General features: G+C 32.3%; 14 protein-coding genes. 13 read left to right on the top strand and 1 reads right to left on the bottom strand.

The genetic code is table 11. The features are described from left to right. Nucleotides 1–34: 34 nt before the first annotated feature. On the bottom strand, nt 35–778 hold the full coding sequence (locus BXU01_RS20450; RefSeq protein ID WP_083695017.1) for an RDD family protein: 744 nt from the start codon (nt 776–778) through the stop codon (nt 35–37). A gap of 20 nt (nt 779–798) precedes the next feature. Here BXU01_RS20450 and BXU01_RS20445 point away from each other — a divergent pair, with 20 nt between their 5' ends. The 13 genes from BXU01_RS20445 to BXU01_RS20385 all read left to right on the top strand — a co-directional run bounded on the left by BXU01_RS20445 (nt 799) and on the right by BXU01_RS20385 (nt 14,949). Then, nucleotides 799–1,764, top strand: coding sequence for a stage II sporulation protein M (locus tag BXU01_RS20445; RefSeq protein WP_083695016.1), 966 nt, complete (start codon nt 799–801; stop codon nt 1,762–1,764). Beyond that, complete coding sequence (locus tag BXU01_RS20440; protein WP_083695015.1) at nt 1,764–2,711, top strand: hypothetical protein; 948 nt, start codon at nt 1,764–1,766, stop codon at nt 2,709–2,711. Before BXU01_RS20445 ends, BXU01_RS20440 begins: the two co-directional genes overlap by 1 nt. Next, nucleotides 2,704–3,477, top strand: coding sequence for a DUF4129 domain-containing protein (locus BXU01_RS20435; protein WP_083695014.1), 774 nt, complete (start codon nt 2,704–2,706; stop codon nt 3,475–3,477). Before BXU01_RS20440 ends, BXU01_RS20435 begins: the two co-directional genes overlap by 8 nt. A 4-nt stretch (nt 3,478–3,481) precedes the next feature. Continuing rightward, nucleotides 3,482–4,669 carry a DUF4350 domain-containing protein gene (locus BXU01_RS20430; protein WP_255373812.1) on the top strand — a complete coding sequence of 396 codons (1,188 nt, stop codon included), beginning with the start codon at nt 3,482–3,484 and terminating at the stop codon, nt 4,667–4,669. A gap of 140 nt (nt 4,670–4,809) precedes the next feature. Further along, nucleotides 4,810–5,823 carry a MoxR family ATPase gene (locus BXU01_RS20425; protein WP_083695012.1) on the top strand — a complete coding sequence of 338 codons (1,014 nt, stop codon included), beginning with the start codon at nt 4,810–4,812 and terminating at the stop codon, nt 5,821–5,823. A 57-nt stretch (nt 5,824–5,880) separates the two neighbouring features. Beyond that, nucleotides 5,881–6,489, top strand: a complete 609-nt coding sequence (locus BXU01_RS20420) for a hypothetical protein (RefSeq protein WP_083695011.1) — start codon at nt 5,881–5,883, stop codon at nt 6,487–6,489. 32 nt (nt 6,490–6,521) lie between these two features. Then, nucleotides 6,522–7,853, top strand: a complete 1,332-nt coding sequence (locus BXU01_RS20415; RefSeq protein WP_083695010.1) for a DUF58 domain-containing protein — start codon at nt 6,522–6,524, stop codon at nt 7,851–7,853. A gap of 117 nt (nt 7,854–7,970) precedes the next feature. Further along, nucleotides 7,971–9,056: an alkaline phosphatase family protein gene (locus BXU01_RS20410; RefSeq protein ID WP_083695009.1), complete on the top strand. Its 1,086-nt coding sequence runs from the start codon at nt 7,971–7,973 to the stop codon at nt 9,054–9,056. A 45-nt stretch (nt 9,057–9,101) separates the two neighbouring features. Further along, the gene (locus BXU01_RS20405) at nt 9,102–10,034 is read left to right on the top strand and encodes a DUF2167 domain-containing protein (RefSeq protein ID WP_083695008.1); all 933 of its coding nucleotides are present in this window, start codon (nt 9,102–9,104) and stop codon (nt 10,032–10,034) included. A gap of 192 nt (nt 10,035–10,226) precedes the next feature. Beyond that, on the top strand, nt 10,227–11,018 hold the full coding sequence (locus BXU01_RS20400; protein ID WP_083695007.1) for an RNA methyltransferase: 792 nt from the start codon (nt 10,227–10,229) through the stop codon (nt 11,016–11,018). Between the two features lie 429 nt (nt 11,019–11,447). Next, on the top strand, nt 11,448–13,670 hold the full coding sequence (locus BXU01_RS20395; RefSeq protein ID WP_083695006.1) for a bifunctional (p)ppGpp synthetase/guanosine-3',5'-bis(diphosphate) 3'-pyrophosphohydrolase: 2,223 nt from the start codon (nt 11,448–11,450) through the stop codon (nt 13,668–13,670). Between the two features lie 87 nt (nt 13,671–13,757). Continuing rightward, nucleotides 13,758–14,306 (top strand): hypothetical protein, encoded by a 549-nt coding sequence (locus BXU01_RS20390; RefSeq protein ID WP_083695005.1) that lies wholly within the window; start codon nt 13,758–13,760, stop codon nt 14,304–14,306. A gap of 184 nt (nt 14,307–14,490) precedes the next feature. Further along, nucleotides 14,491–14,949: a Fur family transcriptional regulator gene (locus tag BXU01_RS20385; RefSeq protein WP_026981862.1), complete on the top strand. Its 459-nt coding sequence runs from the start codon at nt 14,491–14,493 to the stop codon at nt 14,947–14,949. The last annotated feature ends 72 nt before the right edge of the window (nt 14,950–15,021 follow it).

Here is a 15,021-nt window from a genome sequence, read left to right as displayed (position 1 = left end):
TCGTAATTTAATTTAAAACTTTAAATTTTCAATCCTACATATTCTGAGTGTAAAAATTATAATCTTTCAGGATAACTCTCAAGAAATCATTACTATTCCCTGATTGATTTTTGATTCCGGTAACATTTTCAATCTTCGCTACTAATTTATAAATAACTTCATGGTCATTTCGTGCAAGCGCATTTTGAAAAGTCTCTTTAATAATTCGCATATCATTATCAGAAAGTTTAATCACCAAAGGATATGTAGGAACATATGCATCGCCAATTTCTTCAAGGATTGTATGACTAATATTGATTTTATTTTTTAGCGTTATCACAGCGGTTCCTGCAACCATATCGCCTAATCTTTGTGCTTTTTTACTCGAAACTACACTTACGATCGCTACAATTCCGTATAAAAGTGTAATATCAATTAATCTAAAAAACCAACGCATTAAATAATCGCCAAATCCGGCTTGATAACCATCTATTTTCACGACTTTTATCTTCACTAATTTTTTCCCGATAGTCTGTCCTTCAAAAATACTTTCTAGGGTTAAGGAATAAATAAAAAACGGAAAATAAAGAATTAAAATAATGGAAGTTTTTGACCAATTGTCTAATGTCTGGAATAATTTATCGAAATTTAACCCATAAAAAAAGATTAGGGAAATCACCGTTACATAGGCGAGTTTAATAGCCAGATCGATAAAATAAGATCCTATTCGTTCTCCGGCTGAAGCGGCAATAAAATTTATTTTAACATTTTGTGTTGTATTAATAGATAATTCTGACATATTTTATATTTTAGCCTGTAATGAGAGAAGTTGCCTTCATAAAACAAAATAAAGAAAAATGGCTGGAGTTTGAGCTCGCTATTTTTGGTAAAGCTAAAAAAAATCCTGATGAGTTAGCCAATTTGTACATTCAAATGATGAATGACTTGTCGTATGCCCAAACGTATTATCCAAAAAGTAAGACAGTTGTATATTTAAATCATCTTGCTTCTCAGATTTATCAAAAAATTTATAAAACCAAGAGAACCGAAAAAAACAGATTGTTGGAATTCTTTAAAACCGAAGTTCCTTTGATTCTTTATGAATACAAGAGATATTTGCTGTATGCATTTATTTTATTCTTCCTGACTGTGGCAATGGGAGTCATTTCTGCCAGATATGATCAAAATTTCGTGAGGCTGATTTTAGGAGATGGTTATGTAAACATGACTTTAGAAAACATCAAAAAAGGAAATCCAATGGCGGTTTACGGTTCCGGGAGCAACTGGGGAAGTTTTATTGGCATCACCATGAATAACTTGTATGTAGGCGCAAGATGTTACATTTACGGCATCTTTGGCGGATTAGGAACTTTTTATATTTTCCTTCAAAATTCATTGATGTTAGGTTCGTTTCAATACTTTTTTTACGAACAAGGCGTTTTCTGGAAAAGTGTCCGCGGAATCTGGATTCACGGATCTATGGAGATTTTTGCGATTGTAATCGAAAGTGCCGCCGGATTTATCCTGGGTGCTTCTATCTTGTTTCCTAAAACTTTTTCGAGATTAAATTCATTAAAAATAGGTTTTAAAAACAGTTTCAAAATATTTCTGAGTACATTTCCTTTCACTATAAGTGCCGGATTTCTTGAAGGTTTCATAACAAGATATTCTATCGATATGCCCAATTGGTTAAGCAGCTTTATCATTTTATTTACGTTAGGGATAATTTCATTTTATTATTTGGTTTATCCATTCATTGTTCACAAAAAAACAACTTCATTATAATGTTTGAACTTTACAAAAAACGACAACTGGGAGACTATATAGTAGACTCATTTACCTTTTTTAAAACTTTTGGAAAGCATTTTTTCAAAATCTTTTTTATCATAAATGCCGGAATGTTATTGGTTACCGGTGCCTTAATGTATTGGTTTTTAAAACTCAATTTTCAGTTTCTGTCAAATGATGCTGTACAAAAAGCGAATCCCAATCAATTTTTAGATTACTTAGGAAATTCTCCGGTCTTAATAGGTTTTACGATAGTTTCTATCATTATTGTGGTACTTATCTCCTTGTTCAATTCAGCTTATCCAATTTTGTATTTAAAATTAATAGCCCAACAAAACAACAATGATTTTACGGCAAAAGAGATACTGGCAACATTTAGAAAAAGCATCTGGAAAATATTTAAGTTTACCATTGGGCTTCTATTTATAGTAATGCCAGCGTTGTTTATACTTATAATTGCATTATTCTTTCTTTGTTTTGTTTTAGTGGGAATACCATTAATTATACTTGCTATTCCTACCCTTTTTACTTTTATAAATCTTAGCTTTTATAGTTATTTAACAGAAGACAGAAGCTTTTTTGAATCTTTAAATCATGCTTACCTTTTAGTAAAAGAAGATTTTTGGTCTACAATTGGAGCAAGTTTTATTGTCATGATTATCATCCAGATGATTCAGGCATCAATTACCATGTTCTTTTATTTTGTGGGGATATTTGCCTTTATTTTCTTTGCTATAGCAAATCCTGATTTCGAAAAATCATCTTTTCAGGTTTCACCGATAATAATAATTCTCCTGACAATCGTCTTTGTATTAATTCTTGTATTGAGTAATATTTTTAATAACATATTAGTCATTAATCAAGGAATTATCTACTATAGTTTAGAGTCAGAAAATAAAATTTCAACAACTGAAATTGAATCAATTGGAAGTAATAATGAATAAAATTTTCCTCATTATATCTTTCCTCTTCTTTTCTGGTATTTCGCATGCTCAGGATTCTTTGGCTACAGCCGAACCTCCAAAAGTCGCATCCATAAAATATACAGAAAAAGATATTCAAGTTGATTCCAGTACTATAGAAGCCAAAACCTTTACTAAAAATTTCAAGAAAAAATATACCGGATCAGATTTCGTTTACGAACAAAAAGCACCAGAAAAATCTCTTTGGCAACGTTTTATCGAATGGCTCGCCCGTATTTACAGAAGTGTTTTTAAAGAACAAAACGCCCAGACATCTGTAGATTTTGTTACCGTTTTTTTAAGAACAATAGCCGTTTTAATTATAGTTTTTGTAATCTATTTGATCGCGAAAGCCCTGATTAATAAAGAAGGACAATGGATTTTTGGAAAAAACTCGAGTAAAAGAAACATCTATTATTCTGATATCGAAAAGAATATTCATCTTCTTGATTTCGAAAAATTAATCCAGGAAAGTATCCAGTCAGGAGAAAAAAGAGTTGCCGTTCGCTATTATTATCTGTGGTTACTAAAAGTAATGGCGCAGAATCGCTATATCGAATGGGATATCGAAAAAACGAATTCTGATTATTTATATGAACTTCAAAAACCTGCTCATAAAGACGAGTTTACTTATTTGTCATACTTGTACAATTATATCTGGTACGGCGAATTCGAAATTGATGAAAGCTCCTTTATAAAAGCCGAAAACAGATTTAAAAATGCCATAAAAACCTTTAGTAATGGATAAAAGCATGAAAATTTACATTGCTGTTCTGGTTTTTATTTTAGCTTTGATTTTAATAATAGATCGCGACCAGCCAAAGCCAATCGATTGGCGACCAACTTACTCTGTCAATGACAAGATTCCTTACGGATTGTATGTTTTTGACAAGGAGATTAGTGGCATGTTTAAAAATAACAAAGTCGAAAGAATCTCAACCGTAACTCCTTACGAATTTTTAGATTCAAAATATGACGAAGATACTCTGGTAGAAAACTATAAAATAAAAGGCACTTTTATAAACATCTCTGAAGCAAATACAATTGACGACCAATCAATTAAAGAGATATTTTATTTTGTCTCTCATGGAAATAATGCTTTTTTAAGCATGAAAAATTTTCCTAAATATTTATTGGACACTTTAAAAGTCGAAGTTCAATCTGATTTTCAAAATACCGGAAATACTTTTGTCTGGCTGGCAAATAAAAAGGTAAAAACAAAAAAATATAAATTCTCTCAAACATTAGAAGATTATTTTTCTAAAATAGACACCTTAAACACAACTGTTTTGGGATATCAGGGAGTAAAACAAAAACACGTAAATTATATAAAAGTTCCCTATAGAAACGGATATTTTTATTTACATACTCAGCCTGTTGCTTTTACAAACATTAATTTATTAAAAACAGATCAGTATCAATATGCAGAAAATGTATTATCGCATTTGCCCAAAGCCGATGTTTTTTTCTACACCAAAGGTCAAAATGATGAAAATATTTCTCAATCACCGTTAAGATATATTTTAAGTCAGCCGGGATTAAAATGGGCATGGTATTTCTTTTTAATCGGAATGTTGGTCTTTATTATTTTTAATGCCAAACGAAAACAACGTATTGTACCTATTCTTAAACCTTTATCAAATTCAACGGTAGATTTTACAAAAACAATCGGGAATTTATATTATCAGGAAGGCGATCACAACAATATCATCGACAAAAAGATCATTTACTTTTTAGAAAAAATAAGAACTGAATATTTGATTGACACCACAAAACTGGATGATACATTTATTCAAAAATTACATCATAAAACAGGAAAAAGTGTAACCGATATTCAGGAACTTGTATTTTTGATTAACGAACACCGAAACAGCTATCACGGAAGTCTTGAAGAAGATTTAATTAGAATTAATAATGCAATAGAAAAGATTATACATTAGATAAAAAAATAAGATTTCTTGTCATTTCGACGAAGGAGAAATCACACACGAAGAGAAAAAACGTTGCGGAATATTGGATGTGATTTCTCCTTCGTCGAAATGACAAAAAGTAACCAACATATAAAGAAAACAGACCCAATATGGACGATATCAATACAACACAAAACGAAATCACAAATGAAAATGTGAATTTTGAAACAAGAATAAATTTAGCACCGCTTTTAGATCATGTAAACAGTATTAAAAAAGAACTGGAAACTGTGATTGTGGGACAACATAAAATGATCGATCAGCTTTTGGTTGCCATTTTATCAAACGGTCACGTTTTACTCGAAGGTGTTCCGGGAGTAGCTAAAACAATTACAGCAAAGTTATTATCTAAAACATTGAATATAGGCTTTAGCCGAATTCAGTTTACACCAGATTTAATGCCGTCTGATATCTTAGGAACTTCGATTTTTAATCTTAAAACTTCAGAATTTGAGTTTAAAAAAGGACCTGTTTTTTCGAATTTAATTTTAATTGACGAGATCAATCGTGCGCCTGCCAAAACTCAAGCGGCACTTTTTGAAGTTATGGAGGAACGCCAGATCACAATTGATGGATATGCGTATCAGCTTGAAACACCATTTTTAGTCATTGCCACACAAAACCCAATTGAGCAGGAAGGAACATATCGTTTGCCGGAAGCACAATTAGATCGTTTTTTATTCAAAATCACGATTGATTATCCTAAACTAAACGAAGAAATCCTGATTATTCAAAGAGAACATTTATTGCAGGATCACGGAAAATTAGAAGCCATAAAAACCATCCTTTCTGCTGCTGAAATAAAAGAATATCAAGGGCTGGTAAAACAAATTAGGGTTGAGCAAAATCTACTGGAATATATCGCCCGAATTGTGGTAAACACGCGCGAAAATGCTTTTTTATACTTAGGTGCTTCACCTCGTGCTTCGATCGCAATACTAAATGCTGCCAAAGGTTTTGCAGCCATTCGCGCACGTGATTTTGTTACTCCTGAAGATATTAAAGAAGCCGCAATTCCGGTTTTGCAACATCGTGTAATCGTAGCTCCTGAACGTGAAATGGAAGGAATTACAAGCTCAGAAATTATTAAACAAATTATAGAAACTGTAGAGATTCCTAGATAGTTTTCAGTCGCAGTTACAGTTAGCAGTTATCACATTTAAAATATTAAACTTTTTAAAATGAAATTTTCCAAACTATTCCTTTTATCCCTTATTTTTCTTTCGCTGGTAAGTTTTAAACCCATAAATACTAAAACTTTTAGCAATACCAAGACATCAATCTATTTTGCAACTGACAAACAACAACTTGAAACATTGATGAGAAAAGCTTATGAATGGATTGAAACAAAAAAAACACAAACTGATTTTGATGTTGTTGAAAACAAAAAAGGAGATAAATATGTTGGATTAAATGTAAAAGCACACAATAAAGTAGTAGAAGAGCTTAAAAAATCTAACTTTTTTGCACAACAATTTATTGATAATTATAATAAAATAGGCTTAAAAATTGGAGATAATCTTAAAACCAATAAAATGGAATATTTTGTTGGTGAACTTCCTCCTTATGGCAATGACAGTAATCCTTGGTGCAATTGTCAGGACAATCCTGAAGCATTTTGGAAAACCATGAAACTAAACAATTTAAAAATCGAAAATAACAAAGCTACTTTTTACTGGACATGGACAGAATGGAAAGAAACTCCTAAATATAAAGTAACAGCAGTTAAAGAAAATGGAATTTGGAAAATAGCCTATTTAGAAGGCTTTGATTTAAAAACATATTTCTAAATAATTTATCTGAACACTAAAACTTTTTAAAATTGAAATTCATAAAAAGCCTTTACCTCAATAACTTTTTCTTCTATATACTGCTGAGTATTATAGGAATGTTTGTCTGTGCTTTTATTTTTCCAAATTTATATAATGCCGTTTGGTTTGTGGTTTTGATTTTATTCACTTTTTTAGTGCTTGATATTTTAATTTTATATGCAACAAAAACCGGAATCGAAGCCGAAAGAATAACCGCCGAAAAACTTTCAAACGGGGATTTAAATCCTGTAACAATAAGTGTAAAAAACTATTATACTTTCAAAATTTCAGTCAAAATCATAGACGAAATTCCGTTTCAGTTTCAGGTGCGTAATTTTAAAATTGTAAAAACAATTAAAGCTTCTGAACAAAAAGAAATTGGTTACGATTTACGTCCAACAGAACGAGGCGAATATTACTTTGGATATCTGAATGTTTATGTTTCTTCTCCTTTAAAATTAATTTCGAGAAGATTTTCTTTCGATAAGGATAAAATGGTGCCTACATATCCGTCTTACATGCAGTTGAGAAAATATGATTTATTGGCTTTTTCGAATAATTTATATCAATACGGCATCAAGAAAATTCGTCGTATTGGTCACACCATGGAGTTTGAGCAAATTAAGGAATATGTTCAGGGAGATGACCTTAGAACTTTAAACTGGAAAGCCACAGCAAAAAAAGGTTCTTTGATGGTTAATCAATTTCAGGACGAAAAATCACAATCGGTTTATATGGCGATTGACAAAGGCCGCGTGATGCAAATGCCTTTTGATGGTTTGAGTTTATTAGATTATGCCATAAATTCGACCTTGGTTTTATCAAATGTAATTCTGAAAAAACAAGACAAAGCAGGAATTTTTGCTTTCTCAAAAAAAGTAGAAAACAGAGTTTTTGCAGAGAAAAGAGCCTCGCAAATGCAAAAAATCCTGGAAACTTTATACAATATCAAAACTGATTTTTTCGAAAGTGATTACAGTCGTTTATATGTCGATATCAAGAAAAACATTAATCAGAGAAGCTTAATTATTTTGTATACAAATTTCGAAACAATGGATGGATTAAACCGTCAATTACCTTATTTAAAAGGAATTGCAAAAAGTCATTTATTAGTTGTCGTATTTTTTAGTAATACTGAACTGAATACTATCATCAACAAAAAAACAGATACAATTCAGGAAATATACGATAAAGTCATAGCCGAAAAATTCATGTTCGAAAAACGTTTAATCGCAAACGAACTCAAAAAATACGGAATTTATTCTGTGCTTACTCAACCTGAAAATCTGACTTTGGATACCATTAATAAATATTTAGAGATTAAAGCAAGAGGAATTTTATAATTTTTATCCTCTATTAATTTATAGTTACATTACGTTATCACGTAAAAATTGATTGATTAAATTAAGTAGTTTTGAAACAAAATTTAACGAATCAATGTAATTTCAAATTAATAAAAAATGAAAAAGTCAATCTTAGTTCTGTTCATTTTATTAAGCTTTACATCTCAAGCGCAAAAAACAGAAAATATCATCGTTATAACTACGGACGGTTTTAGATGGCAGGAAATTTTTAAGGGAATAGATCCTGCAATCGCCAATGATAAAAAATTCAATCAGGGTGACAGTACTTATATTTATAAAAAATATTCAGGTCCTGACTTTCAGGAATCCCGAAAAAAAATCATGCCTTTTTTATGGTCACAAATTGCTGCAAAAGGGCAAATTTATGGCAATCGTGATTTGGGTAATAAAGTAGATGTTTCAAATCCGTATTGGTTTAGTTATCCGGGATATAGCGAAATCATGACCGGAAATGTAGATGTTGCGGTAAATTCTAATAGTTATAAAGCAAATCCAAATGTGAACGTTTTGGAGTTTTTAAACCAGCAATCTAAACTAAAAGGAAAAGTTGCGGCTTTTGGAGCGTGGGATGCTTTTGACAGAATCTTAAATGAAGAAAGAAGCGGATTCCCTGTAATTTCTGCTTTTGATAATGTGGGAGGAAATAAACCAACAGCAACTCAGAAATTATTAAATGAAATGCGAAATAATTCATTTAAACCTTTTCATGAAGATGAATGTCTAGATGTTTTTACGCATTACCAAGCTTTAGACGAACTCAAAACCAAGAAACCAAAAGTACTTTACATTGCTTATGGAGAAACGGATGAATGGGCACATTCCGGACATTACAGATCCTATCTGGATGCTGCAAACCAAGTAGATAAATGGATTAATGAAATCTGGGATTTTGTACAAAATGATCCTCAATACAAAAACAAAACTACATTACTCATCACCGTAGACCATGGCCGCGGAGACAAAACAAAAGCACAATGGACAGATCATGGAGCTGATGTTGTTGGTGCTTCTCAAATTTGGTTTGCAGCAATTGGACCAGAAATTGCAGCAAAAGGCGAAATCAAAACCGAATCGCAATTCTATCAAAAACAAATCGCCCAAACCATTGCAAAAATCATGAGATATACTTTTACAACATCTCATCCTGTTGCGAATGAGATTACAGAAGTGCTTCAAAAATAATTAGACCAACCAAAATAAAGAATTAACCAAAACCAATTTATTCAAATGAAAAAAACGTTACTATTTCTTTTTTTAATTTCTATTTTCATTCCCAAAATAATAGCGCAAAAAAACGATACTATTGCTGCTTATTATGACAAGGTCGAAAAATCATTTAAATACGAAACCGGCAAAATCGCTTTAACCGAAGGAGAAGGAACGCTTAATGTTCCTAAGGGATTTAAATTTTTAAATGCAGAACAAACACAAAATGTTTTAAGCAATTTATGGGGAAATCCTGAAGACAAAACTGTTTTAGGATCTCTTGTACCTGACGGTAAAGGCGTTACTCACAGCAATAGCTGGATGTTTGTAATTAGTTATCAGGGAGATGGTTTTGTAAAAGATGATGATGCAGGAGATATTGACTATGACGATTTGCTAAAAACCATGAAAGAAGATGTTCTGGCAGAAAACGAAGAACGTAAAAAAGGCGGTTATGAAGAAGTACAATTAGTCGGCTGGGCATCAAAACCCTATTATGATAGTAATTTGAAAGTATTGCATTGGGCAAAAGAACTAAAATTTGGAAAAGACGAAGCGAATACTTTAAATTATGATTTGAGAGTTTTAGGACGAAAAGGAATGTATAATATATCTGCAGTTGCCGGAATGAGTGAACTTGCAGAAGTAAAAGCGAGTATTCCGGGAATCTTAAAAAGTGTAGAATTCAATGACGGACACAAATATCTTGATTTTGATGCAGACACAGATACCGTTGCAGCGTGGACTATTGGCGGATTAGTAGCCGGGAAAGTGTTGGCAAAAGTGGGATTTTTTGCTATTCTCGCAAAATTTGGTAAAATCATCTTTCTAGCGATTGCAGCAGGATTTGCTGCTGTTAGAAAATTTTTATTTGGCAAAAAAGATCAGGTTACAACAAGACCTCAAGAAGAAGAAACGGCACTTCTTGAAGAAAATAATTCTACAGAGGAATAAATATTTTTTTGCCACGAATTTCACGAATTTTTACGAATTTTTACTAGCGTTAAGCGAAATGCTAATTCGGGAAATTCGTGGCAAACTTTTTTTATCATTTTAAGCCTTTGAACCTCTCAACCTTTACCACTTTGACCCTATTTTAAAAAAAACTAAGTATCTTAGCACCTTAGAAACTCAGTACCTTTAAGAATGAAACAAATTACCTCAATCCAAAATCCGTTTATAAAATCACTTGTTTTACTGCAGGAAAAAGCAAAAGCCAGAAAACAAACCGGAACATTTTTGATTGAAGGATTACGTGAAATTTCATTAGCCATAAAAGGCGGTTACGAAATAGAAACCGTTTTATTCTTACCCGAATTAGTAACTGAAAATGAAATTAATAAATTGGTTAATTCACCAGTTCAATTAATTGAAATCAATAAAGAAGTTTACCAAAAATTAGCCTATCGCGATACAACCGAAGGTATTTTGGCTATTGCCAAAACAAAATCGATGTTGTTATCTGATTTAAAATTATCTGCAAATCCGTTGATTATTGTTGCAGAAGCACCGGAAAAACCCGGAAATATTGGTGCCCTTTTGCGTACAGCCGATGCTGCAAATCTGGATGCCGTTTTGATCGCAAACCCAAAAAGTGATTTATATAACCCGAATATTGTTCGCTCAAGCGTAGGCTGTTTATTTACCAACCAAATTGCAACCGGAACTACAGCAGAAATCATTGCTTTTTTGAAGGAAAAAAAGATCGATTTTTATTGCGCAACATTACAAAACTCAACATCGTATCATACGCAGGATTTCACGACTCCAACAGCTTTAGTCGTAGGTACAGAAGCTACCGGTTTAACACAGGATTGGCGCGATGCTGCAACTCAAAATATCATAATCCCAATGCAGGGCGAGATTGACAGCATGAATGTATCAGTTGCTGCTGCTATTTTAATTTTTGAAGCCAAACGTCAAAGAGGGTTTAATTAAAATTATATACATAAACTATTTTGATTACTACCAATATGAAGCTCCTAGTGGAGCATTCTCTGTATAAACTATTTTCTTGGTTCTAAATATTTTTCTATCAATATTTAGCTCCTAACTGAGCATAATCATGTATAAATAATGTTTTTTATCCTATTTTCCGGTAACGGTTTTCTAACAATACCTAGCTCTAGCGAAGTATTATTCATATAAACTATATAGGTTATATTTTTACCTTTAAAGAAATATCCCTTTAGGGATTACATACTGGTAACCATAGCGTTATGATTATGATTTTTTGTCACGTCAGGGACTACACTTAAACTTAGAAAATCTAAAATCTAAACCGAAACTTCGGGACTAAAATCAACCTTCCATTCCCTTGCGTATGTTCAAACTTATTGCTATTTTTAGTACTTGAACTATGCCGTTATGATAGAAATAGATATTGAAAAAGAAAATAAAGCAATTGCCCAAGAGTATAAAGAATTACTTCGAATCAGTTATCAGACTTTAAGCCCTACTGATAAAAAATTAATCCGGAAAGCATTTGATGTTGCAGTAGACGCACATAAAGAACAAAGACGTAAATCCGGCGAAGCGTATATCTTTCATCCTATTGCAGTTGCGAAAATTGTGGCTTCTGAAATTGGTTTAGGAGCTACCTCTATTGCTGCGGCTTTATTGCACGATGTTGTTGAAGATACTCCAATAACGGTCGAGGATATCGAACGATTATTTAATCCAAAAGTAGCTCAGTTAGTTGAAGGGCTGACAAAAATTTCCCTGGTTCAAAAAGATCTGAATGCTTCCATGCAGGCAGAAAATTTCAGAAAAATGATCCTTACACTGAACGATGATGTTCGTGTAATCCTGATTAAACTGGCAGATCGTTTGCATAATATGCAAACCATGGATTCGATGGCAGAATATAAGCAAACCAAAATTGCCTCAGAAACGCTTTATATTTATGCCCCCCTCGCCCACCGTTTAGGACTTTATAATATTAAAACTAAACTCGAAGACTTAGGCTTAAAATATACAGAGCCTGCTGTTTATAATGATATTGTAAGCAAAATAAGAGAAACAAAAGAAGAACAGGATGCTTATATCAAAGATATCTCAGATGTATTGAAGAAATCTTTAGACAATGAAGGCATTGATTATATTATCAAAGGGCGTCCGAAATCTATTTATTCGATTCGCAGAAAAATGCGTGCTCAAAATGTGAGTTTCGACGAAGTTTATGACAAGTTTGCCTTAAGAATAGTTTACAAATCAGATCCGCACGATGAGAAATTTGTTGCCTGGAAAATTTATTCTATCGTAACAGATCATTACAGACCAAGTCCAAGTCGTTTGCGTGACTGGATTTCATCTCCAAAATCAACCGGATACGAAGCTTTGCATATTACCGTAATGGGACCAAAAGGCCGCTGGGTCGAAGTTCAGGTTCGAAGCGAACGTATGGATGAAATTGCAGAGAAAGGTTATGCTGCACATTATAAATACAAAAATGGAGCTACTGAAGAAAGCGGTCTTGATGTCTGGTTGAATTTACTTCGTGAAGCACTTGAAAATCAGGAAACCAATGCGGTTGACTTTGTAGAAGATTTTAAAATGAATTTATATTCTAAAGAAATCTTCGTATTTACACCAAAAGGAGAAATAAAATCGTTGCCAAAAGGTGCCACTTCCCTTGATTTTGCGTTTAGTATTCACTCAGAAATTGGAATCAAAACCAGAGGAACACGTGTAAACGGACGTTTGGTGCCGTTAAATCATGAACTAAAAAGCGGTGATCAGGTCGAAGTCATAACTTCTGCAAACCAAAAACCAACAGTAAACTGGTTAGAATATGTAACGACTTCAAGAGCCAAAAATAAAATTAAAAACGTTCTTAATGAGAACACCAAAAAAATTGCTGAAGAAGGAAAAGAATTACTTACCAGAAAACTGCGCCATTTAAAAATCACGATCAGCGAACAAGTTATCAATGAACTGGTCAACTTTTTTAAACTAAAAACAAGTTTAGATCTATTTTACAGAGTTGGAATTGGTGCCATAGAAAATCAGCAATTAAAAGATTATGCAGCCCAAAAAAGCAATACGTTTATCAATTTCTTTAAAAACAAAATCAAAAGAAATAAAGATACAACAGCTGCAGACGATATTCATAAACCGGTTATCAGCAGTAATTATGATATGCTGGTTTTTGGGACTGAGCATGATAAGTTAGATTACAAACTTTCGCCTTGCTGTAACCCGATTCCCGGTGATGATGTTTTTGGGTTTGTAACCATAAATGAAGGAATTAAAGTTCATAAAAAAGATTGCCCAAATGCTATTGGAATGCAATCAAACTATGCTTACAGAATTATGAGTGCTAAATGGATAGATTCTTCTCAGGAGGAATTCAAAGCCATCATCAACATAACAGGAATGGATGTTTTAGGACTTACAAATCAATTAACGAGAGTTATTTCGAACAATATGAGCGTGAATATTCAAAGTATCTCGTTAAGCACAGATGCCGGGATTTTTCATGGTCAGATTGCAGTAATTGTTCAAAACAATACCATTTTGAAAAAAATGATCAATGCGATTAAAAAAATTGACGGAGTTGATAAAGTTACAAGAGAATACAGAACATAAATCAATCGAAAATTAAAGTCTTAAAGTAAAAAGGAGAATACTATATCGTGCCTATTTTGCTTAAATATTGATATAAATATTTTTTTCATGAAAACAATTTCCTTAGAAGTAGAAATTCCCAAAGTAAATTTTGATGAAAACGGAGAACTTTTAATTGTTGCTTCTGAATCTTCGTCAAAAGATGATTTTGATTTTTTTCAGGGAAAATCAGTTATTCGGAACAAAAAATTAAAAAAGAGGTTTGCAAATTCTACAGAATGGATTGAATTTTCATCCACTCAGGAAATGTATAAGATTTTAAACGGAATTGGCAATATTGATAATTTTCTCGCGACTTTTGACGGCGAACCTTTTGAAGGAATGACGGTTAGATTGTTTAATCCTTCAACACGATTATGGAGTATTTATTGGGCTGATTCAAATACAGGAACTTTAGATAAGCCTGTAATTGGTTCTTTTGAAAATAAGGTAGGACATTTTTTCTCTAAAGACACTTTTGAAGATAAAGATGTGTTGCAAGTTTTTCGCTGGGATGCCAGAGATGAAAACAATCCGGTATGGAGTCAGGGTATGTCTGACGACAACGGAAAAACCTGGGAATGGAATTGGTATATGTATATGACAAAAACAAAGTAAGAAATTGTTAGTTTTATCATAAATAAAAATAATTATGTTAATTAAGTTCTTTTGAACTTATTAAATTTTAATGCTGTAAAAGCCTGTATTTGATGTGTTATAAAGAATCAAATACAGACCTTAACGTTAAACTTTAAACCCGAAACTTTTATTCATTAAAAATAAAAATTTATCTTTGCCGGATATGACACTCATTTCAACTGACAACACTAAGAATCAAGAAATTGTAAAAAATGTTTTTACAATGTATCTTGAGCAAAAAGGGCATCGCAAAACTCCTGAGCGTTATGCTATACTTCAGGAAATTTACGATAGCGAAGAGCATTTTGATATAGAAAACTTATATATCAAAATGAAAAACAAGAACTATCGTGTGAGTAGAGCTACATTATACAACACGATCGAGTTATTGTTAGACTGCGCTTTGGTTAGAAAACATCAATTTGGGCAAAATCAGGCTTACTACGAAAAATCATATTTTGATAAACAGCATGATCACATTATCATGACTGATTCTGGTGAAGTAATCGAATTTTGCGATCCAAGAATTCAAACCATCAAAAAAACAATCGAAGAAATATTTGATATCGAAATTACGAATCATTCACTTTATTTCTACGGAAACAAAAAACAAAAGCAATAATCCGCAAAAGGCATTATTTAAAAAATAAAAAAAAAGAAAATTAACTACATTAATCAGTAGGGCAACTCAAAT

Origin of the sequence: [Flexibacter] sp. ATCC 35103, assembly GCF_001975985.1 — a bacterium.
Lineage (GTDB): Bacteria > Bacteroidota > Bacteroidia > Flavobacteriales > Flavobacteriaceae > Flavobacterium.
This window is presented reverse-complemented; position numbering and strand designations above follow the sequence as displayed.